The sequence below is a fragment of the Gottfriedia acidiceleris genome, assembly GCF_036421055.1.
Classification (GTDB): Bacteria; Bacillota; Bacilli; order Bacillales; family Bacillaceae_G; genus Gottfriedia; species Gottfriedia acidiceleris_C.
The window spans coordinates 1-21,330 of the sequence record NZ_JAZGQS010000024.1; the positions used below are offsets into that span (position 1 = coordinate 1).

The following is a 21,330-nucleotide window of genomic DNA, read 5'->3' on the forward strand; positions in this document are numbered from 1 at the left end:
GCATTTCATTTATCTCTTTTTATTTCATTTACTATTCATTGTTTAACTAACCAATAATTTACTTAAAAAATCAATCATCTACTTAAACAGACCATTTAAAGAAAAAACACATTGTTGAAAATTGTATCTATTGTAATTTATGTAATTTCCTTCGTCAGATATAGTAATACCTATTAGCGAATAAATTGAAAGGCTAAATACCGAGTAAAACCGGCAATTTACTTTGAAAAGAGGTTCATGAAAAGCTCGATTTTTTTGCTGTTTGTTCAGTAATTTTAGTTAAATATCTGTAATAAACATCCGATGAAAGGAAATGATTTATAAATGAAGGACTAAGTTCGAAAGAGATTAAGCAAAATATTAAAAATTGGCATGCGGATGAGGATCGAATTTAATTTAATTTTTAAGAACCTTACTTATTGTAGGTCTTTTTTTTATGCTTTTTTTTAATTAATGAGTAGTAAGCGATCATTCTTCTTAAACTAATACGAGCAAATGGATTAAAAGCCTTAGTTACGGAAAATCTCGTAGATAATTTGTTGGGTTTTTAATTTTATGTTCATAAATATAAAGGGTAAATTTTGAAAATTTTGAATACTAATAGTTGTACTATAAATAAAAGGGGAGAGTAATGATGAGAAATATGAAGCGTATTGGTAGCAAATTATTGTTAAGTTCTGTATTAGCTTTTCAAGTTTTCACACTACCAGCCTATGCGACGTCTACTGAAACTGCGTCTGTAGTCAAGACCATTCCGCAAATTGATCGTCTAGTCGCTGATTTATCAAAAAACCCAAAGACGATCGGAATGCATGCCGGAATTGCAGTGTATAACACGAAAACTGGAGAAATGTTGGATCAATACGATGCGGAAAAAACATTTGTACCGGCTTCTAACCTAAAGCTGTTTGTTACAGCAGCAGCACTTGATAAGATTCAGTCTAATTACCAATTTAAAACAGAAGTGTATACTACTGGTCAAATTAATCAAAAAGGGGTGTTGCATGGTGATGTAATTATCAAAGGTTATGGTGATCCTTCCTTATCAGAAGTAGATATGCAAAATATGGCAAAAGAACTATCAAAAAAAGGCATTACAACTATTAGTGGAGATTTATTGGTAGATGATAGTTATTATGATGACGTCCGTCTTGGAGCAGGATGGATGTGGGACGATGAATCGTATGGTTATAATGCCCAAATCAGCGCATTAGCTGTGAATGAAAATATGATAAGTCTTTCGATTAGTCCAGATGGCGCTATCGGTGAATCACCTTCATTAGAGATGACTCCTATTAGCGATTATGTAACTGTTCAAAACAATGCGCAAATTGTTGATGGTAGCAAAAATAACATTACGATCGATCGACCTCGAGGGACAAATACAATTGTTATTAGTGGTACGATTGGAAAACTTTCATCGGCCTTTACAGAAGATGTAGCGATAGACGATCCAGCCCTTTTTGCGGGTAATGTTTGGAAAAAAGCTTTGAATGCAGAAGGAATTGATCTAACAAAGAAAAAAGTGCAAGTAGAAAAAACTAGAATCACAACAGGTACTCCGATTCTTGTACATAACTCTCAACCCCTAAGTGAATTAATTGTTCAGTTGAATAAGCAAAGTGACAATTTCTATGCGGAAATGCTTTTGAAAGCATTAGGAGTAGTTGCAAAAAATGAGGGTAGCTTTGATGCAGGAGCAGACGTTATTGGAGAATTTCTCAAAAAAGCTGAAATCGAAACAAATTATAGACAGGTTGATGGATCCGGTTTATCGCGTATGGATTTAATTTCACCAAAGCAAATGGCGCAATTATTAACTTATGTGTCCAAACAAGAGTATAAGGATGTATTTGAAAGGTCATTACCAATTGCAGGTGTTGACGGAACGATTAAATCTCGAATGATTGGAACGAGTGCTGAAAAAAATGTACACGCCAAAACTGGTTCTATGAGCGGTGTAAATAGTTTGTCAGGTTATGTAACGGATCAAAATGGCGATAAGCTTGCTTTTTCAATTTTATTAAACGGTGTTCGCACGTCATCTTCGGCTACGGCATTTCAGGATGCGGTTGCTGTGCTGTTGAGCCAGTATCCAAATCAAACAGGTGAAGGAGAACAAACAATAGCGGATACATTCTTACTTTCTACCATTATCGATCCTATTTTGGACCAAGAAAATTTAAAAGGTGTAACTACTGGTATAGTTGTTGGTTCGCTAGACCGTAAGAGTGGGGAAGAAGTGCTGTATCAGAGAGATGGCGATGATTTACTTACACCTGCTTCCAATATGAAACTTTTGACGGGAGCTGCTGCATTAAGAGAACTTGGTTCTGACTATTCATTCAAAACAGAACTTTATCTAACTGCTCAACCAAATAAGCAAGGAAAAGTAGAAGGGGATGTCATTATTAAAGGATATGGTGATCCAACACTGCAGTCAGAGGATCCATCTGGCCAACAAGACGGTACAAAAATTGCAAAACTAGTGGAGGATTTAAAGAAAAGAGGAATTACTCAAATTACTGGTGATATGATCATTGATGAAAGTCAATTCGACTCACAGCGACTAGGAACTGGATGGGCATGGGATGATGAAACATATGGATACAATGCCCAATTAAGCGCTCTATCCATTAATAGGAGTGCAGTTCGAGTAAACTATAAACCAAGTGAAGTGGGAAAACCAGTAACCTTTGATTTGCAACCTAAAACTGAGTTTGTGCAAGTAATAAATGAATCGAAAACAGTATCATCTGATGCAAAAAATACATTTATGATTGAAAGGGAAAGAGGTAAGAACATAATTCATTTAAAAGGAGACCTACCTTTAGGTGAAAAACCTGATTATGAACGGATAGCTGTAGAGGAGCCTTCTTTATATGCAGGCACGATTATTAAAGAAGAACTGGAAAAAGCAAGCATTAAATTTAGTAAGAAAGCAGAGGTAAAGACTGGTGTTGTTGCAGATGGAGTCGAGAAAGTATCACAATTAACCTCTCCACCGCTAAGTAATATACTTAGCTATATGACGAAAGAAAGTGATAATTTCTATGCCGAAATGATTCTTAAGCGACTAGGAGCAGAGAAAAAAGTGGTAGGAAGCTCTTCTGCGGGAGCGCAAGTTGTAAAAGATAGCTTACTAAAATACGGTATTGAACCGACATATAGAATGGTAGATGGATCTGGTTTAAGTAGATATGATATGATTTCTGCCCGTCAAATGGGCACTTTACTTAAAGGTATCAGTAAAGAACCTTACTTTAATGTATATTATCAGTCTCTCCCGATTGCTGGCGTTGATGGCACATTGAAAAATCGAATGGTACAAACACTTGCTGAAAATAATGTGCATGCTAAAACAGGTACACTTACAGGTGTGAGCGGACTGTCAGGCTATGTGACTACTAAAGATGGTGAGCAGCTGTATTTTGCGATTCTAATGAACGGATATACATCAACATCAAGTAGTCTTACTGATGCACAAAATAAAATTGGCGTAGCATTAGCTGGAATTTCATTTAAATAGAAACAAATCTAAACTAAGTCAACAAAGCCGTCTTTATAAAATAAAGACGGTTTTTCCTATTCATAACTGCATTCATTTAAATATCACTATAGACTAAACAAGTCAGGTGAAATGACTATTCTAGAACAAATATAATTAATATATGTAATTTATGTAATTATTTTCGTCATAGTTTGAAATATTCATTTAGTTTCTAAAAGGCCCAGCTAAAACCGAGAATAGGCACGGGGTATTTAACTTGATAGGGCAGAAGAAATGCCTTTTTTTGCCGATAATTCCATAATTTTTGATATATCAATGTAATAAACATGCCGTTAAAGTAAATGATTTATCATCTCCCTGTTACTTTTTAAAGGAAAATCTATGTTACGATTAGTCAAAATTAGCAAATAAAGGAACATGGAGGGTAAAAAGAAATGATTAACAAAGTTAAAGTTACAACCATTTTAGCAGCTGCTGCACTCTCAGTATCTGTAAGTGCTAATGTGCAAGCTGCTACCGTCGAAGTAAAAAAAGGGGATACCTTGTGGGATCTATCACGTGCAAATAATACAAACGTTGAAAATACGAAAATGTTAAATGGGATTACTTCAGACTTAATTCATCCTGGTGACAAATTAGTCATTGCACCTGAAAAACATTATCAAGTTAAAAAAGGTGATACATTATGGGATATTGCACAAAATCATGATGTAACAGTATCGCAAATTCAAGAATGGAACAATATACATACAGATCTAATTCAACCTGGCTTAAACCTAGTCATTTTTGAAGGCGTTAAAAATATAGCTCAATCAAAAATGACAAATACAAATCTTGCAACAAATTCTAAAACTACTTCAACAGTGAAGTCAGTACAAGAATCTCCTAAGACTGCATCGGCATCAAGAGTTGATGTTCCAAAAACAAAGGAAATTGTGCCAGCAACAAAGGAAAGTTCATCAACAATAAAAGAAAGTGCACCAGCAACGAAGGATAGTGCATCAACAGTAAAAGAAAGTGTACCAGCAGTAAAAGAAAGTGCACCAACAACAAAGGAAAATGTACCAACAACAAAAGAAGCGGTTTCTAAGGCAAAAGAAAGTGAATCTAAAACAAATGATTCAGCTGGTTTAAAAGTAATAACAATGGAAGCATCAGCTTATACAGCTTCATGTAATGGATGTACTGGTATTACGGCTACTGGAATCAACTTAAAAGAGAATCCAAATACAAAAGTTATTTCCGTTGATCCAAGTGTAATCCCGCTTGGCAGTAAAGTGAATGTAGAAGGTTATGGTGTAGCAATAGCTGGCGATACTGGCGGTGCCATTAAGGGAAAACGTATTGATGTATTTATTCCAAATAAACAAGATGCGATTAATTTTGGAAGAAAACAAGTGAAAGTAACGATCTTAAACTAATCAAAAAAAACACTGAAACGATAAAGGGTTTCAGTGTTTTTGATTATGCAATTTCTTAGTAGATGACTACTGGCTCATATGTGCTGAGATTATCATACACGGTTTTCATTAGACTAGGTGGAGTGTTAACGCAGCCACCCGATCCTGCAGTTAGATAGGCATTGCTTGACCAGTTGCTTCGCCAGCTAGCATCGTGGAAACCTTGTCCGCTGTTTGTGAAGGGTGCCCAATAATCGACCTTCACTTCATAAGAACCAAGACCTACATGCGAGCCTCTGAGGATTGATGGTGTACGTTTAAAAAGGATATACCACACTCCTTTTGACGTATCTTCACCAGTGATGTGTTTACCAGTTACAACATTCGTTGTGATAACCAATTTGCCATCTCTATAAAGCCAAATACGCTGTTCGGCAATTGACACTTCAGCATATGTATCACCAATCCCATTGTTTGTGGTCGTATTATATCCATACCCTTCATTGTTCCAGCCATTTCCGATAATATGAGTAGGAGAGATTGATTTTTCGCCTGTTTCAAAAGCCTGCTGAACTAGTTTTGCTTCCTTATCAACATCTAATGCCCAGCCATAACCTTCTCCTTTAACTTGAATGACCGATCCTGAATGTGTCTTAAATGTAAAATTTTTATTTAAAGTAGATTGAGAATTATTTACTTCAGCAATCTTGTTTTTAAGATTACTAGAGTCAATCGTAACTTTCATATCTTTTGAAACAGAAGCATTTTGAATTAATTCACTAGCATTTAAAGAATAAACTTTATCCTGTACTTTGTACTGAACTGTACGTCCTAGTAGTTCTTGAAGTTTTTTCTTTTCATTTTTCACAATTTGATTGTCTTCTTTTATTGGTTGTATGTATACAGGGTTTAGACGGATTATACTTGTATATTCTTGTCTTTTATAGTCCTTTAATAGACGATCGACATCGTATTGCTTACCGCTTATGCTTTTTGTGACAATAATTTTACCTTGTTTCAATTGAACAGTTGCATCTTTTGGAGCTTTTAAGCTCTTATTAAGTGTGAGAAGCTTATCTTCAATCAGTTTTTTCATTGTTTGAATTTGATCCTCATCTCGTTTACTCGGCATTAAAGAATAATTTTTTTCTTTTGAAGAAGGAAAAAATGTGCGCTGGTCTTTTACTATTTTTTTAATAGCTGGCAGATCATTTTCCGTAAAGTTCATTTTTGTATTTTTTCCATCTAAGATTTTTTGGTCGCCAACATAAACGATGTTTTTAAGTTCGCTAGTTTTTAATTTTTTTAGTGCCTGCTCTGCATTCAGTCCGCCTAAATTTATGCCGTTTACCTTGATTTGAGCATTAAAGTGGTTAGCTCGGTAGCTGAACACAATGATGAGTGTAATAATAATAATGATGCCAATCAGAATAAAATGCCATGGCAAAGATCGTTTAAACGATCTTCTCCGTTGAATATTATTTCCTTTAACATTTAAAGTGCTTTCCAAAACAATTCCTCCTATACCCAAGTAGTCCATCTATCAATGTTTACTGAAATTCAGATTAGAATATTACAATTTTATTACATTATTTACTTATATGTGACTATTCTACAATTTTTTACGGTCGAACTGTGTCGAAATTTGTTATTTTTATAGAAATTTTTTCCTTTTTTTAGGTTGAACAGACTATGAAAAAGTATAGCACTAAAAAAGTTTAAAATTATTATGTAATTGCTCACTGTCATTCTAATAATATTTTTCTATTCACTCTTGGAGTAAGGAATAGTTCAATTTACGGATCTATCAATGGATTGAGCTGTTTAGATCATTGATTTATTATTCATTATATTATTTTTGTATATTAAGTTTAGTAACTTAGCTATTTTGTATAGCCTACAAAAAGCATTTTTACAGAGACAGTGTTGAAAATAATAGTTTACTAATGTATCATTATTAACAATCAGAATATTCAGTAAAGAAAAGAGGGACATGTAAATGAGCAAACAAATTCCTGAAAAATGGTGGAGTCAATTAAGAGTGCCAGCTATTTCTGCACCAATGTTTTTGGTTTCTGGTCCTGAGTTAGTAGAGGCAGCCTGTTTAAATGGTGTAATTGGGTCATTTCCTGCACCGAATGCTCGTCCAATTGAAGTACTTGATCAATGGATGGGACAATTAAATGATCATCTTGCTTTGGCACGCGCAAATGAGCCAGAGCGTAAAATTGCACCATGGGCAATGAATATGGTCGTTCATAGCTCTTATAGTAGATTACAAGAAGAGCTTGAGCTGTTGAAAAAACATAAGCCTGAGCTTGTGATTACATCATTAGGTTCACCAAAAGTAGTGGTTGATATTGTACATAGTTATGGCGGACTAGTATTCTCAGATGTTAGTGATATCAAGTTTGCTAAAAAAGCAGCAGAGGCTGGTGTAGATGGACTAATTTTAGTTGCATCAGGTGCTGGTGGTCATGCTGGAAATTTAAATGGATTTGCGTTCGTTGATAGTGTTCGTACGTTCTGGGATGGCATTATTGTGTTAGCAGGTGGGATTTCAACTGGTAAAAGTATATTGGCTGCACAAGCTGCTGGCGCTGATTTAGCTTATATGGGAACACGCTTCATTGTTGCAAAGGAAAGCTTAGCAAATGATGAATACCGTCAAATGTTAGTTGATGCAACACAAGATGATATCGTCCTAACTGATGCATTCTCTGGCGTGAAAGCGAATATGTTAATTCCAAGCATTGTGAAAGCAGGTCTTGATCCAGAAACATTGAAAAAGAAAGATAAAGTTGATTTCGATGGAATGAATAATGAATCGAATGCGAAAGCTTGGAAAGAAATCTGGTCTGCTGGTCACGGTGTTGGAGCGATTACAAAAATCAGTTCAATTGCCGACATTGTAGATGAACTGGAAGAAGAGTATAGTGAGGCAGTGAATAAACTAAATAAAAATGCTGAGAAATTAAAATCAACAGTCAGTAAATAAATGATCATGTAAGCGTTTTACTTTCATACCGTGAATCTATTGTTAAATGATCATTTTAAGATTATAATGAATTTATTGAGATGGAGTCATAGTATGGGAGATGTTATCACTCTATCAATTTAGTAAACCAAAAAAATGGATTGGTCTGTTAGTACGATTTGCTAATAAACTATTCCACCATGAACACATTAAACCTATTTTTTCGGGTAGTGTATTTCATGGTGGATTTTTTTATACGTTAAAAAGGATAAATTGGCTTACGTGGAAGAGTATTCGACGACGTGCCAATTTGAGGAATTAAGTATAAGGCCAAAATAAATGGCTTGCCAGTCGGCGAGTTTTCTTTATGTAAAAAGGGGAGGAAAACCGTGAAAAATAACATGGTTACAATCACGATTGACGGGAAAGAAGTAATCGCAAAGCAAGGTTCCACCATCTTGCAAATCATCAATCAAAATGAAATTAGTCATCCACAAATTTGTTATGTTCCTGAAGTCGATCCAATTCAAACTTGTGATACTTGTATTGTAGAAATTAATGGGGAGCTAAAGCGCTCATGTTCAACAGTAGCAATTGACGGAATGACTATTCAATTGACATCGCCTAGAGCGAAGGAAGCTCAAACTGAAGCAATGGATCGTTTATTAGAAAATCATTTATTATATTGTACTGTTTGTGATAATAACAATGGAAATTGTAAGCTACATAATACGGTAGAAGAAATGGGCATTGAACACCAAAAGTATCCTTATCAGCCAAAGGTTGCTTCTTGTGAAGTAGATTTGACACATCCTTTTTATCGATATGATCCAAATCAATGTATTGCATGTGGACAGTGTGTGGAAGTATGTCAAAATCTTCAAGTAAATGAGACATTATCAATTGATTGGGAAGCTGAGCGTCCACGTGTTATTTGGGACAAGGGTGTTTCAATTAATGATTCTTCATGTGTAAGTTGTGGGCAATGTGTAACAATTTGTCCTTGTAATGCATTAATGGAAAAATCAATGCTTGGTGAAGCTGGTTTTATGACTGGATTAAACGACGAGTTACTTGATCCGATGATCGATTTAGTAAAAAAAGTAGAACCTGGATATAGTGGTATTTTCGCAGTTTCAGAAATTGAAGCAGCAATGCGAGAAACACGTACGAAAAAAACAAAAACAGTTTGTACTTTCTGTGGGGTTGGCTGTACATTCGAGGTTTGGACGAAGGATCGAAAAATCTTAAAAGTTCAACCTAGCTCTGATGCACCAGTTAACGCAATTTCGACTTGTGTAAAAGGGAAATTTGGTTGGGATTTTGTAAACTCAGAAGAACGAATTACAAAGCCATTAATCCGAAAAAATGGCGTATTTGTTGAAGCGAGCTGGAATGAAGCCCTTGATTTAGTGGCAAGTAAACTTGGTTCCATTAAACAAGAATATGGAAAAGGCTCTGTAGGATTTATTTCATCTTCGAAAATTACGAATGAAGAAAACTATTTAATTCAGAAGTTAGCACGTCAAGTATTTGAAACAAATAATGTTGATAATTGCTCACGTTACTGTCAATCACCAGCAACAGATGGATTATTCCGCACAGTTGGTATGGGTGGAGATGCAGGAACGATAAAGGATATCGCAAAAGCAGGATTAGTTATAATCGTCGGTGCAAATCCAGCAGAAGGACATCCTGTACTTGCGACAAGAGTTAAGCGCGCACATAAATTACATGGACAAAAACTGATTGTTGCCGATCTTCGTAAAAATGAAATGGCAGAACGCTCTGACATCTTTATTAGACCAAAACAAGGTACAGACCAAGTATGGTTGATGGCTGTAACGAAATATATCATTGACCAAGGCTGGCATGACTTACAATTCATCTATGAGAATGTTCATTTCTTTGAAGACTTTAAAGTAATCCTTGAGAAATACACGCTTGAATATGCCGAAAGTGTAACTGGAATTACAAAGGAAACATTAATTCAAATAGCAGAAATGATTCATGAAGCTGATGGAACTTGTATTTTATGGGGCATGGGCGTGACGCAAAACACTGGTGGCTCTGATACATCTGCTGCGATTTCGAACTTATTGCTTGCAACAGGAAACTATAGACGCCCTGGTGCTGGTGCTTATCCGCTTCGCGGTCACAATAATGTACAAGGTGCTTGTGATATGGGTACGCTTCCTGGTTGGCTTCCTGGTTACCAACATGTAACGGATGATGCGGCCCGCATGAAGTTTGAAAAAGCTTGGGGTGTTGAAATTGAAGGCAAACCTGGTTTAGATAATATCCAAATGCTTCAATCAATCGAAAAAGGCGAAATGAAAGCTATGTACTTAGTTGGTGAAGATATGGCGCTTGTTGATTGTAATGCTAACCACGTAGATGAAGTTTTATCAGATTTGGACTTCTTTGTTGTACAAGATCTCTTTTTCTCAAAAACAGCGCAATATGCGGATGTTATTTTACCGGCTGCGCCATCACTTGAAAAAGAAGGAACATTTACAAATACTGAGCGTCGAGTACAAAGATTATATCAAGCATTACCGACTCTTGGTGATTCGAAGGCTGACTGGTGGATTGTCCAAGAAATTGCAAACCGATTAGGTGCAAACTGGAATTATCAACATCCGGGTGAAATATTCGCTGAAATGGCAAGTTTAGCACCACTATTCTCGCAAGCTAGCTACGAAGTGTTGGAAGGCTGGGATAGTTTCCTTTGGGGAAGCTTAGACGGAGCAAGTACGCCTCTTCTTTATGAGGATGGTTTTAATTTCCCAGATAAAAAGGCAAGATTTGCTTTAGCAGATTGGATGGAACCAGTAGAGTTTGCAGAAGAGTTTGATCTATTAATAAATAATGGTCGTATGCTTGAACATTTCCACGAAGGTAATATGACGAATAAATCATACGGTATTCAATTAAAAGTGCCTGAGATTTTTGTAGAAGTGTCACCAGAGCTTGCGAATGAACGCGGTATTAAAGATGGCTCACTCGTTCGATTAGTATCTCCGTATGGAGCGCTGAAATTACCAGCACTAGTAACAAATCGAGTTCAAAAAAATGAGTTGTTCTTACCGATGAATTCAACAAGTAAAGAATCTGCAATCAATTTCTTAACAGGTCCAGCTAAAGATCACCGTACAAATACACCAGCTTATAAACAAACGAGAGTACGGATGGAAGTATTACGTGTAGAAGGTGAAAGTCCGTTGCCTAAGTCGAACCCACGTAATAAAAAGCGAAACCCTCAAAATGGAGTTGAGGTACAGCGTAAATGGGAACGAAAAGGATACGTCCACTTAACGACAAAATAAAGGGGAATATAGATGGCACAACCAATCACGACGATTCAAAAATACGTACCAACTAAAGAAGAGCAAAACCAGCAGAAACTAGAGGATTTGAAGCTTTTATTAGCAGAAAATGAAGATTCGTTAAATAAAATTTTAAATATTGTCTCTGAATTAAATGAAACAGGTGTCCTTGAAGCTGCAAATTCAATGCTTCAATCTAAAGAGAAAATTGCCAAAATTGCTTTAGGACAAATGAACCGCGAGCCAGTCACAAATATCATCAATCATATGATGGGTGCTGCTGGAGCACTTTCAAGTGTAGACCCCCAGTTAACAACAAAGCTAATCAATTCCGTAACGAAAGGATTCGATGAAGGAAATAAACATCTCGAAAAGGATGATAAAGTAGGAATTCTTGATTTAGTAAAAGTTTTAAAAGATCCTGATGTTAATCGTGCAGTTGGTTTTGGTATTAATTTTCTAAAAGGTATGGGAAAAGGTCTAAAAGAATAATAGAAAAAACAATTTGTATTTAATAGAAAAGAGTTTAATAATAAGAGATGAACCTTTTAATTAAAAAACGAGTTGAAAGGTTTATCTCTTAATGAATCTTTTCTAAGAAACGATATGAAAAATAGTTCAGGAAGAAGGGAATCTTTAACGATGCTACCAACTGAAGTGAGAAGAGGAATTCTTCGCTTTGAAAATGGTGAAACAAACTTAATTGAAGACAGCGTTGTCACAGAATTTCCCGTCACGGTAAAAATCAATGGACAAGAATTTATTACGATGGTCAGTACCCCAGAATATATTGAGGATATGGTCGTAGGATTTTTAGCATCCGAAGGGGTTATCCGAAAATACGAGGATATTGAAAATATATGGTTCCAAGAAAAAGAAGGCTTTGTCCATGTAAAAACAAAAAATATTAATCCATATTATAAAGATATTCAGAGTAAAAGATATATTACATCATGCTGTGGAATGAGTAGACAAGGCTTTGTTTTTGTAAATGATGCATTAACCGCAAAAAAAATGAAAGAAGTGAATGTTCAACTATCATTTCAAGATTGTTTTCGATTAATGAAAGAAATGCAACAGTCTGCATTTTTGTTTCATGAAACAGGCGGAGTACATAATGCTGCTTTATGTGATTTTAATGGGATTGTTTTGAATAGGATGGATATTGGTAGACATAATGCATTAGATAAAATCTATGGATATTGTCTAAAAAATAATATTCGTATTTCAAATAAAATAATTGTTTTTAGTGGGCGATTATCTTCTGAAATTTTACTAAAAGTAGCTAAAATTGGTTGTGAGGTTATTCTGACGAAATCAGCTCCAACAGAATTAGCACTTCAATTAGCTGAAGAATTAGGTATTACGACAGTGGGATTTATTCGAAATCAGTCACTTAATGTCTATACTCATTCAAAGCGTATTGTGAAATAGACACTAAAAACAGATTATGAAATAAAAAGAAGTGAGGCAATGGTTATGAAAAATGTTGCATTGGATAAACATCAACGACCTTTACAGGATTTACGTATATCTGTTACCGATCGCTGCAATTTTCGTTGCCGCTATTGTATGCCGGAAGAAATTTTTGGTCAGGACTATTCTTTTTTATCACAAGAAAAAATACTTTCTTTTGATGAAGTAGAACGATTAACACGTATTTTTGTATCTTTAGGGGTAAGGAAAATTAGAATAACTGGTGGAGAACCTTTATTACGTAAAAATTTACCTAAACTGATTGAACGATTAAATAAAATAGATGGTGTTGAAGATATTGCTTTAACAACAAACGGTACTTTACTGAAAAAGTTTGCAAAAGATTTATATGAAGCCGGTTTAAGAAGAGTAACCGTAAGTATTGATTCTTTAGATGAAGACCGATTTTTATCTATGACTGGTAATCGAGGAAATGTAAAGTCTGTGCTTGAAGGGATACAAGCTGCTTCTGACATCGGAATGAAGGTTAAAATCAATATGGTTGTTCAAAAAGGTAAGAATGAACAAGATATGATCCCGATGGCACAATATTTTAAAGAGAAAAAACATATTCTTCGTTTTATTGAGTATATGGATGTTGGAAATTATAACGGCTGGAGGCTCGATGAAGTCGTAGGTAAACAAGCAATCATTGATACGATTAATGAAGTCATGCCTTTAGAATTTACAGAAGCTAATTATGTAGGAGAAGTTGCGAATCGATATCGTTACAAAGATAGTGATGATGAAATTGGCATTATTTCATCAGTGACGGATTCATTTTGTTCAACTTGTACAAGAGCACGTATATCTGCGGAAGGAAAATTATATACTTGTTTATTTGCAACAACGGGTTATGATCTAAAAGAATTGGTAAGATCAAACCAAAATGATAAACAAATAAGAGAAACGATTCAATCGATATGGAACGATCGAACTGATCGTTATTCAGATGAACGATTAAGTCATACGAAAAAAATGAATGATAAATCATCAAATAAAATTGAAATGTCCCATATAGGTGGTTAATCATTACCAATAATAGAAGGTTTGGAGTTTATGCAATTTCTGTATAATGCTCTAACTAAAAATTAGAAAGTGATGATTGGTATCTCTGTTCGTTTAACAGAGAAATTAAGCAGCATTCAGAACTCCTTATATGATGGGGATTTCTTAATGCTGCTTTATTTAATAGAGGGAAAACAAGAGTGAGGACCCGGAGAAAACGTTTTAACTCTTTTGCTAGGTCGTGCTCTTTAATGGAGGATATCTTATGTCAGAACGTTATTCACGTCAGCAGCTTTTTACCCCGATTGGTGAAAATGGACAAGAATTAATTAGAAAGAAGCATGTTTTAATTGTTGGGGCTGGTGCGCTAGGAAGTGCAAGCGCGGAGGCACTTGTTAGAGCTGGTATTGGAAAATTAACTTTAATTGACCGAGATTATGTTGAAATGAGTAACTTGCAAAGGCAACAGCTTTATAGCGAAGAAGATGCTTTTGAGAAATTGCCGAAAGTAATTGCCGCTAAACAACGTCTTCAAAAAATAAATTCAGATGTGATTATCAATGCACTAGTAATGGATGCAAGTGCCGATAATATGGAAGTCCATTTGAAGGACACGGATGTTATGATTGATGCAACAGATAATTTTGATATTCGTTTTATCATAAATGATTTATCTCAGAAATATGACATTCCGTGGGTTTATGGTTCTTGTGTTGGGAGCTTTGGTATGAGTTGCACGATTCTACCTAGAAAAACGCCATGTTTAAATTGTATAGTAAGAAGTTTACCAGTACCTGGTGTGACATGTGACACAGCTGGAGTCATTAGTCCTGCGGTACAATTAGTGGCGGCATATCAGGTTGCTGAAGTATTAAAAATAGTAGTTGAAGATTATTCAGCCGTTAATTCAAAATTCCTGACATTTGATTTATGGACTAATCAACATTTTTCATTTAAAGTAACGAAACTCAAATCAGATGATTGTCCTTCATGTGGTACAAATAGGACATATCCTTATTTAGCCTTTGAAAATCAAACGAAAACGAGTACACTTTGTGGGCGAAACACAGTTCAAATTAGACCTTCATCGACTAAAAATTATGACTTTAATGAATTAGAAAATCAGCTAAAACAACATGGAAAAGTAGAGCGTAATCCATATTTGATCTCTTGTCAGATAGAAGATTATCGATTTGTTGTTTTTCAGGACGGTAGGGTTTTTGTTCATGGAACAAATGATATACAGGAAGCAAAAAAACTATATTATCGTTTATTAGGTTAATAGAGAGAGGATGAAAAGAATGGTTGAAAAACGAGTACCACTACCAATCTCAGAAGCAGTTCGTAAAGTGATGGATTTTGCCAAATACGGATCACAAGAAATGGTATCAATCGATTTAGCGTATGGACGAGTATTAGCCGATGATCTAAAAGCTGATCAAGATATACCTGCTTTTGACCGCTCTCCATATGATGGCTTTGCGATTCGAGCTGAAGATACGATTCTTACAAGCAATGAAAATCCAACAATCTTAGAAGTGGTTGGTGAAATTGGAGCTGGTTCAGTTTTTCCAAATGAGGTAGAACCATTGCAAGCCGTTCGTATTATGACAGGCGCTCAAATACCTCAAGGTTGCACAGCCGTTGTCATGCTCGAATTAGCGAAAGAGATTAAAGCGGAAGGTAAAACATTTATTGAAATTAAACGTTCCTATCAAAAAGGCGATAATATTTCGTTCCAAGGGGAAGAAACGCAGAAAGGTGCTATTCTTGTTAAAAAAGGTACTGAAATCAACCCTGGAGTGATCGCTTTACTTGCTACATTTGGATATAGTCAAGTTCCTGTAGCGAAAAAGCCAATCATTGGAGTCATTGCAACGGGAAGTGAGTTGCTAGATGTCGATGAACCGCTTGAACCTGGTAAAATTCGCAATAGTAATTCCTATATGGTTCTTGCTCAAATTCAAAAAGCAGGTGCAATTCCTATCTACTTAGGAAAGTTTAGCGATGATTTGGATACTTGTTTTTTAGAAGTTAAAAATGCCTTAGAGCAAGTTGATATTCTAATTACGACTGGTGGAGTATCCGTCGGTGATTATGACTATTTACCAGATATTTACGCAAGGTTAGGAGCTACCGTTTTATTTAATAAAATTGCCATGCGTCCAGGAAGTGTAACAACTGTAGCGCATTTTGAAAATAAATTATTATTCGGTTTATCTGGAAATCCATCTGCTTGTTTTGTTGGGTTTGAGCTATTTGTTAGACCAATTATCCAATCTTATTTATTAAATGAAACACCACATTTAAAAAGAGTAAGTGCAATTTTAGGCGAAAACTTTCCAAAGCCAAATCCATTTACAAGATTTGTAAGAGGTAAAATTGTTTATGATGAAGGTCAATTAACAGCAATTCCCGCAGGTTTTGATAAGTCTAGCGCCGTATCTTCATTAGCCTATACGGATGCTTTTATTGTTTTACCTGGAGGAACTAGAAAATATGAAAAAGGTATGTCGGTCGACTTATTATTATTAGAAGACCATGAAGGAAGTAAATGGCCTTGGTATGACTTTAAACCCGCATATAAGTAAAGAAATAGAACGCTATTAATTTAAGAAAAGTGAAGTGATTTACTTGGAACAAACATTATTTAATATTGTCGATACACCGATTGTTGTTGAGGAAGTTTCAGATAAAGTAAAAAGTAGAAATGCAGGAGCCATTACGGTATTTATTGGCACAGTTAGAGAGTTAACACTAGGAAAAAAGACTTTGTCGCTAGAGTATCAAGCATATGAATCAATGGCTGTAAAAAAACTTGCGCAAATTGGTGATGAAATCAAGCTAAAATGGCCAGAAGCAATTGTTGCGATTACCCATCGAGTTGGACGTTTAGAGATTAGCGATATTGCCGTTGTTATTGCAGTTTCCTCTCCGCACCGTAAAGTTGCTTACGAAGCAAATGAATACGCAATCGAACGAATTAAACAAATTGTTCCAATTTGGAAAAAAGAGTTTTGGGAAGATGGTACGATGTGGATTGGTGACCAATTGGAAAATACACCTTACAAAGAAGGAAAACCAAGTGTGGAGGAATCAAAATGATAAAAGTTTTATTATTTGCTCATTTACGAGAGAAAGCGGGAACTGATGAATTAACAGTAATTGATAAAAATGGAATAAGCGTAAAAGAGTTAAAAGACTGGCTTATGACTCACTATGATTTACCACAACTGAATCAGATTATGACTGCAGTAAATGAAGAGTTTGTAACAAATGAAGAAATTGTAAAAGATGGAGATACTGTCGCATTTATTCCACCAGTAAGTGGGGGGTAAATGGATTTCATAAAGCTTGAAAGTAGGTGGAATGATGCATAAACATAACGAAAAAGCGGTTGTTAACGCTGCCGTTTTAACAGTTAGTGATACTAGAACTGTTGAAAATGACGAGAGCGGAAAACGAATTATAGCTTTATTAGAAGAGCAAAAACATATTGTCCATGATTATAAAATCACAAAAGATGAAATAGTATTAATCGATTCGATTGTTAGAACATGGAGTGAAGATGAAACGCTTCAAGTGATCATCATAACAGGTGGGACTGGTTTTACGAAAAGAGATGTTACATATGAAGTAATTTCAAAAATGCTCGATAAAGAAATGCAAGGGTTTGGAGAACTGTTTCGTTCATTAAGTTATACAGAAATCGGTCCAAAGGCAATGTTTAGTAGAGCAATCGCAGGTAGCTTTCATAATAAAGCGATCTACGCAATTCCAGGTTCAAAAAACGCCGTAAATCTAGCAATGACAAAGCTAATTTTACCGACTTGCCAACATTTTGTTGAAGAATTAAAAAGACAATGAAGATAGCTGGCGTCGTTTTAGCAGGTGGAAAGTCATCCCGTTACGGTAAACCCAAAATGTTTGAAACGTATAAAGACAAATTGTTGTATGAATATAGTGTAGACGCATTAAAGGAAAATTCGATTTCGCCAATTACCATTTCAACGAACGAAAAACTAGCTCCGTATTTTAGTAAATATGATCTAGACTTTGTCATTGAAGGAGAAGCCAAAGAATACCAAGGCCCTCTGTATGCGATGTACAATGCATTTTCCAACATAGCAAATAAAGACTGGTATTTTGTGCTAGCATGTGACACACCTTTTATAACAGCTGACTTTGTAAAAAACATGGTCGAAAGGGCAGAAAATACGAATGTTGATGCAATCGTTCCAATCCAGTCCGATAAACTTCAACCACTATTTGCGCTCTATCATCGAAATTGCATTGAAAAAATGAAAGAGATGTTAGATAAAAACAATCGAAAAGTTCAGTTATTATTTAGTGAAGTAAAGATAATGACTGTTCAATTTTCAAGTGATGATATCATCTTTAAAAATATAAATAGTCCGAATGACTGGATTTAATTTATCAAATTTAGACTTACCTGGAGGTACTTTCATGAGTGAATTTTCACATTGGAATGAAGAAGGAAGACCTAAAATGGTCGATATATCAGAAAAAGACATCACTACTAGAGTCGCAATTGCACAAAGTACAATTTCGATTTCAACAGAATTATATGAAGCAATTCAAAATGGATTAATTAAAAAAGGCGATCCACTAAATGTTGCACAAATTGCTGGAATTATGGGAGCTAAAAAAACTTCTGACATTATACCAATGTGTCACCCAATCGCACTTTCAGGAACGGACTTTACATTCGAATATGTAGAAGCTCCTAATGGATATGATTTAATCATTCGTGCGACAGTGAAATGCAGTGGAAAAACTGGAGTTGAAATGGAGGCACTGACAGCTGTAAGTGTAGCTGGCCTTACATTTTACGATATGTGTAAAGCCGTTGATAAAAGTATGGTCATAAAAGAAACGTTTTTAGTTGAAAAAAAAGGTGGTAAAAGCGGCGACTTTTTCCATAAATAAGAATGGAACAAGAGCTTAATTGATTAGTAGCATCTACGATCTAATCAATTAAGTTTTCTAATTTTTTATCAAATACAAAAACTGAAATCGCAATATCTTCTTCAACTTTCATATCCGAAAAAAGATTGATAAACTTAGCATGAACGATTTCTTCTAGCTTAACGGGAGGATTTTTCGCATATACCTCTTGAATCATCTTCGTTCTAGCGTTATGTACGATATCACGTCCTTCAGACGTTTGAGCGATAAATAGCTCAGTAGGTGTCAGATTTCCATACAAAGTTGAAACAGCCATATTTTCAACAAAAACAGTATGGATTCTTTCAGGGCCTTTTCCAAATAATTCTTTACGCAGTTTTCGTATATAGTCATTAAATTCATGGATGACTTTAGACATTACATATACCCCTTCATTTCATTCTGTTTTTCTTATCATAAAACAATGATTCTAAAATTTAAAGGAAAAAACGTTTAAAGAACATCTACTTAAAAAGCCATTACTAAACTGCTCCACCATCAATACAAGAATCGTTTAAATTGATTTTTGTATGAATGGTGTTTTTTCAGTAGGCTCCTTATAATAAAAGTATTTAATAAAAAGGAATTGAGAGCGATGAAAAAGAACTATTCCATTTTGCAAATAGTAGGCTATCAAAATAGTGGGAAAACAACACTTACTGAAAAGCTCATTAAACAGGCCAAACAAAAAGGATTATCAGCTGCTACTATAAAACATCATGGACACGGCGGTGCGCCTGATATAGAAATCGTACGTAAAGACAGTAGTCGTCACTTAAATGCTGGCGCAATGGTTTCAAGTGTTGAAGGTGATGGGGTCCTTTTGTTAAGAACAAATTTTATTAATTGGGATTTAAAGAAAACAATTGAATTATATCGTTTTTTTTCAACAGATATTATTTTTATTGAAGGTTATAAAAGGGAAAGTTATCCAAAAGTAGTATTAATAAGAAGTGAGGATGATTTAAATTTACTAAGGTCATTAACGAATATTATTTGTGTGATTAGCCATTTACAGATTGAAGAGAATAGATTGAAAAATTATCAATATTTCCATCTTCATGATGAAGAACAATATTTAGATTTCTTGATGAATGAAATGTTAAAAGGTAATTTCATAGTAGATTAATAAAATAGATGAAAATATGCTTTATTTTGAAATGAGGAATTTAATTGTTTGAAGAGTTTTTAATTCCCCTTAAGATTTCCCTTAAGGTTACGATCGTGGCAGGATTTTTCGTTATTATTTTAGGGACTATAGCTGGAAGAATTCTCTCAATGAAATCCTTCAAAGGTAAGACGCTTCTTGAAACAATTTTAATGCTACCTTTAGTTCTTCCTCCTACAGTTGTAGGATTTTTACTATTAGTCATTTTCGGAAGACAAAGCTTCGTTGGAAAAATGATCGAATGGTTAGTGAAACAGCCAATTGTTTTTACTTGGTGGGCCGCTGTCATTGCATCAATTATTGTAGCATTTCCACTTATGTATCAATCTGCAAAAACTGGATTTCAAAGTGTAGACAATGAGATTGAAGAGGCAGCCAGAGTTTGTGGAGCAAATGAATGGAATGTTTTTTTCTTAATTTCAATTCCACTTTCATTAAAAGCAATTATCTCAGGTAGTATATTAAGCGTTGCAAGAGTACTAGGAGAATTTGGTGCTACACTTATGTTTGCAGGAAATATTCCAGGAAAAACACAAACTGTCCCGACAGCCATTTATTTAGCAATTGATGCAGGGAATATGAAAATGGCTTGGCTATGGGTGGTTTCAATGGTCGTAATTTCTTTTATTATGCTGTTAGTCGTACAGTTGAAACAAAAATGATATTTGCAGATTTGTATTGTCTCAAATTAGTATATAATGCTGTATGAAGGATGTTTTTCCTTTTTATTCCATAATCGTTTACATAAAATAAAACCCAGTTTTACCTTAAAAATGAGAGGGCGGAAAGTATGGCAAATAAAGTTGAGTTAATTAATCTTGCAGTAGGATTACCGAGTAAAATGGAATACGGTGAAAACAAAGAAATGATAACGGGGATTTGTAAAGAAGGAATAGAAGAAGTTTACTTATCAAAAGAAGGATTTAAAGGTGATGGAGTAGCTGACTTAAAACATCACGGTGGACCAGATCGAGCTGTATGTGTGTATCCATATGAACACTATGCACTTTGGGAAAAAGAGTTTAATTTAAATTTACCACTTTCCGCATTTGGCGAAAATATTACCGTCACAAATATGTTAGAAAAAGACGTATGTATTGGCGATGTTTACCAAATTGGCGATGCCATTATACAAATTACACAAAGTAGAATACCTTGTGACACAATTACAAGGAGAACGAATGTAGCACTTAAGAGAATCGTAGAAACAGGTTTTACAGGCTACTTATGCCGTGTATTAAAAGAGGGAACAATCAGAAAAGATTCAGAAATAGAATTAATCGAAACTCAAAAAAATAAAGTTTCAGTACTTTATTGCAACGAGATTTATTTCCATGATCCAAAAAATGTTGAAGGAATAAAAGCAATATTGGCGGTTCCTGAGTTAGCAGAGGATTGGAGAATTCGGTTAAATAAGCGTTTGGAGAGTTTGGTTTAATAGTTGAATTTTAAGTCGCTTTTGATGGAGCGGCTTTTTTTTATTAGAGTTTATT

20 protein-coding genes are annotated in these 21,330 nt (G+C 34.9%); 18 read left to right on the forward strand and 2 right to left on the reverse strand.

All coding sequences use genetic code 11. The features are described 5' to 3' along the window. Positions 1-320: 320 nt before the first annotated feature. From RAH41_RS22710 to RAH41_RS21655, 3 genes are all read left to right on the forward strand, one after another. On the forward strand, positions 321-395 hold the full coding sequence (locus tag RAH41_RS22710) for a DUF6526 family protein (RefSeq protein WP_419471640.1): 75 nt from the start codon (positions 321-323) through the stop codon (positions 393-395). Between the two features lie 236 nt (positions 396-631). Next, positions 632-3,529, forward strand: a complete 2,898-nt coding sequence (gene dacB, locus RAH41_RS21650) for a D-alanyl-D-alanine carboxypeptidase/D-alanyl-D-alanine-endopeptidase (RefSeq protein WP_331225345.1) — start codon at positions 632-634, stop codon at positions 3,527-3,529. A 416-nt stretch (positions 3,530-3,945) separates the two neighbouring features. After that, entirely contained in the window at positions 3,946-4,932 is a 987-nt protein-coding gene (locus tag RAH41_RS21655; RefSeq protein WP_331225346.1) for a LysM peptidoglycan-binding domain-containing protein, read from the forward strand. Between the two features lie 55 nt (positions 4,933-4,987). On the opposite strand, the gene RAH41_RS21660 is transcribed toward RAH41_RS21655, so the two are convergent. After that, complete coding sequence (locus RAH41_RS21660; RefSeq protein WP_419471639.1) at positions 4,988-6,451, reverse strand: L,D-transpeptidase family protein; 1,464 nt, start codon at positions 6,449-6,451, stop codon at positions 4,988-4,990. Positions 6,452-6,910: 459 nt separating this feature from the next. Here RAH41_RS21660 and RAH41_RS21665 point away from each other — a divergent pair, with 459 nt between their 5' ends. The 12 genes from RAH41_RS21665 (at position 6,911) to moaC (ending at position 18,651) form a co-directional block, all read left to right on the forward strand. Then, complete coding sequence (locus tag RAH41_RS21665) at positions 6,911-7,909, forward strand: nitronate monooxygenase (RefSeq protein WP_331225348.1); 999 nt, start codon at positions 6,911-6,913, stop codon at positions 7,907-7,909. Positions 7,910-8,289: 380 nt separating this feature from the next. After that, complete coding sequence (gene fdhF / locus RAH41_RS21670) at positions 8,290-11,217, forward strand: formate dehydrogenase subunit alpha (RefSeq protein WP_331225374.1); 2,928 nt, start codon at positions 8,290-8,292, stop codon at positions 11,215-11,217. Positions 11,218-11,229: 12 nt separating this feature from the next. After that, positions 11,230-11,709, forward strand: coding sequence for a DUF1641 domain-containing protein (locus RAH41_RS21675; RefSeq protein WP_331225349.1), 480 nt, complete (start codon positions 11,230-11,232; stop codon positions 11,707-11,709). Between the two features lie 150 nt (positions 11,710-11,859). Further along, positions 11,860-12,651 (forward strand): formate dehydrogenase accessory sulfurtransferase FdhD, encoded by a 792-nt coding sequence (gene fdhD, locus RAH41_RS21680; RefSeq protein WP_331225375.1) that lies wholly within the window; start codon positions 11,860-11,862, stop codon positions 12,649-12,651. Between the two features lie 45 nt (positions 12,652-12,696). After that, entirely contained in the window at positions 12,697-13,722 is a 1,026-nt protein-coding gene (gene moaA / locus RAH41_RS21685) for a GTP 3',8-cyclase MoaA (protein ID WP_331225350.1), read from the forward strand. A 244-nt stretch (positions 13,723-13,966) separates the two neighbouring features. After that, a complete protein-coding gene (locus RAH41_RS21690; protein WP_331225351.1) occupies positions 13,967-14,983 on the forward strand; it encodes a molybdopterin-synthase adenylyltransferase MoeB in 1,017 nt (338 codons plus the stop codon). Positions 14,984-15,002: 19 nt separating this feature from the next. Further along, positions 15,003-16,292 (forward strand): gephyrin-like molybdotransferase Glp, encoded by a 1,290-nt coding sequence (glp, locus tag RAH41_RS21695; RefSeq protein ID WP_331225352.1) that lies wholly within the window; start codon positions 15,003-15,005, stop codon positions 16,290-16,292. Between the two features lie 43 nt (positions 16,293-16,335). Further along, on the forward strand, positions 16,336-16,806 hold the full coding sequence (locus tag RAH41_RS21700; protein WP_331225353.1) for a molybdenum cofactor biosynthesis protein MoaE: 471 nt from the start codon (positions 16,336-16,338) through the stop codon (positions 16,804-16,806). Then, the gene (moaD, locus tag RAH41_RS21705; protein ID WP_331225354.1) at positions 16,803-17,039 is read left to right on the forward strand and encodes a molybdopterin converting factor subunit 1; all 237 of its coding nucleotides are present in this window, start codon (positions 16,803-16,805) and stop codon (positions 17,037-17,039) included. The genes RAH41_RS21700 and moaD overlap by 4 nt, the downstream gene beginning before the upstream one ends. 34 nt (positions 17,040-17,073) lie before the next feature. Beyond that, the gene (locus RAH41_RS21710; RefSeq protein ID WP_331225355.1) at positions 17,074-17,568 is read left to right on the forward strand and encodes a MogA/MoaB family molybdenum cofactor biosynthesis protein; all 495 of its coding nucleotides are present in this window, start codon (positions 17,074-17,076) and stop codon (positions 17,566-17,568) included. Continuing rightward, positions 17,565-18,134 carry a molybdenum cofactor guanylyltransferase gene (gene mobA, locus RAH41_RS21715; protein WP_331225356.1) on the forward strand — a complete coding sequence of 190 codons (570 nt, stop codon included), beginning with the start codon at positions 17,565-17,567 and terminating at the stop codon, positions 18,132-18,134. The genes RAH41_RS21710 and mobA overlap by 4 nt, the downstream gene beginning before the upstream one ends. Positions 18,135-18,168: 34 nt before the next feature. Then, entirely contained in the window at positions 18,169-18,651 is a 483-nt protein-coding gene (gene moaC / locus RAH41_RS21720; RefSeq protein ID WP_331225357.1) for a cyclic pyranopterin monophosphate synthase MoaC, read from the forward strand. A gap of 40 nt (positions 18,652-18,691) precedes the next feature. Here moaC and RAH41_RS21725 read toward each other — a convergent pair whose 3' ends face one another. Then, the gene (locus tag RAH41_RS21725) at positions 18,692-19,048 is read right to left on the reverse strand and encodes a DUF2294 domain-containing protein (RefSeq protein WP_331225358.1); all 357 of its coding nucleotides are present in this window, start codon (positions 19,046-19,048) and stop codon (positions 18,692-18,694) included. A gap of 216 nt (positions 19,049-19,264) precedes the next feature. On the opposite strand from RAH41_RS21725, the gene mobB reads away from it, so the two are divergent. From mobB to RAH41_RS21740, 3 genes are all read left to right on the forward strand, one after another. Continuing rightward, positions 19,265-19,798 carry a molybdopterin-guanine dinucleotide biosynthesis protein B gene (gene mobB / locus RAH41_RS21730; RefSeq protein WP_331225359.1) on the forward strand — a complete coding sequence of 178 codons (534 nt, stop codon included), beginning with the start codon at positions 19,265-19,267 and terminating at the stop codon, positions 19,796-19,798. A 44-nt stretch (positions 19,799-19,842) separates the two neighbouring features. Beyond that, positions 19,843-20,499 (forward strand): molybdate ABC transporter permease subunit, encoded by a 657-nt coding sequence (gene modB / locus RAH41_RS21735; protein WP_331225360.1) that lies wholly within the window; start codon positions 19,843-19,845, stop codon positions 20,497-20,499. A gap of 128 nt (positions 20,500-20,627) precedes the next feature. After that, positions 20,628-21,275: an MOSC domain-containing protein gene (locus tag RAH41_RS21740; protein ID WP_331225361.1), complete on the forward strand. Its 648-nt coding sequence runs from the start codon at positions 20,628-20,630 to the stop codon at positions 21,273-21,275. Positions 21,276-21,330 lie beyond the last annotated feature (55 nt).

Bases quoted from the DNA above. Each gene is read 5' to 3' on its own strand.
- moaD (WP_331225354.1), top strand. From the start codon at position 16,803: ATGATAAAAGTTTTATTATTTGCTCATTTACGAGAGAAAGCGGGAACT.
- RAH41_RS21725 (WP_331225358.1), bottom strand. From the start codon at position 19,048: ATGTCTAAAGTCATCCATGAATTTAATGACTATATACGAAAACTGCGT.
- mobB (WP_331225359.1), top strand. From the start codon at position 19,265: ATGAAAAAGAACTATTCCATTTTGCAAATAGTAGGCTATCAAAATAGT.
- RAH41_RS21690 (WP_331225351.1), top strand. From the start codon at position 13,967: ATGTCAGAACGTTATTCACGTCAGCAGCTTTTTACCCCGATTGGTGAA.
- fdhD (WP_331225375.1), top strand. From the start codon at position 11,860: ATGCTACCAACTGAAGTGAGAAGAGGAATTCTTCGCTTTGAAAATGGT.
- dacB (WP_331225345.1), top strand. From the start codon at position 632: ATGATGAGAAATATGAAGCGTATTGGTAGCAAATTATTGTTAAGTTCT.
- fdhF (WP_331225374.1), top strand. From the start codon at position 8,290: ATGGTTACAATCACGATTGACGGGAAAGAAGTAATCGCAAAGCAAGGT.
- moaC (WP_331225357.1), top strand. From the start codon at position 18,169: ATGAGTGAATTTTCACATTGGAATGAAGAAGGAAGACCTAAAATGGTC.
- RAH41_RS21655 (WP_331225346.1), top strand. From the start codon at position 3,946: ATGATTAACAAAGTTAAAGTTACAACCATTTTAGCAGCTGCTGCACTC.
- RAH41_RS21675 (WP_331225349.1), top strand. From the start codon at position 11,230: ATGGCACAACCAATCACGACGATTCAAAAATACGTACCAACTAAAGAA.
- mobA (WP_331225356.1), top strand. From the start codon at position 17,565: ATGAAGATAGCTGGCGTCGTTTTAGCAGGTGGAAAGTCATCCCGTTAC.
- moaA (WP_331225350.1), top strand. From the start codon at position 12,697: ATGAAAAATGTTGCATTGGATAAACATCAACGACCTTTACAGGATTTA.
- RAH41_RS21660 (WP_419471639.1), bottom strand. From the start codon at position 6,451: ATGGACTACTTGGGTATAGGAGGAATTGTTTTGGAAAGCACTTTAAAT.
- RAH41_RS21665 (WP_331225348.1), top strand. From the start codon at position 6,911: ATGAGCAAACAAATTCCTGAAAAATGGTGGAGTCAATTAAGAGTGCCA.
- glp (WP_331225352.1), top strand. From the start codon at position 15,003: ATGGTTGAAAAACGAGTACCACTACCAATCTCAGAAGCAGTTCGTAAA.
- RAH41_RS21740 (WP_331225361.1), top strand. From the start codon at position 20,628: ATGGCAAATAAAGTTGAGTTAATTAATCTTGCAGTAGGATTACCGAGT.
- RAH41_RS21710 (WP_331225355.1), top strand. From the start codon at position 17,074: ATGCATAAACATAACGAAAAAGCGGTTGTTAACGCTGCCGTTTTAACA.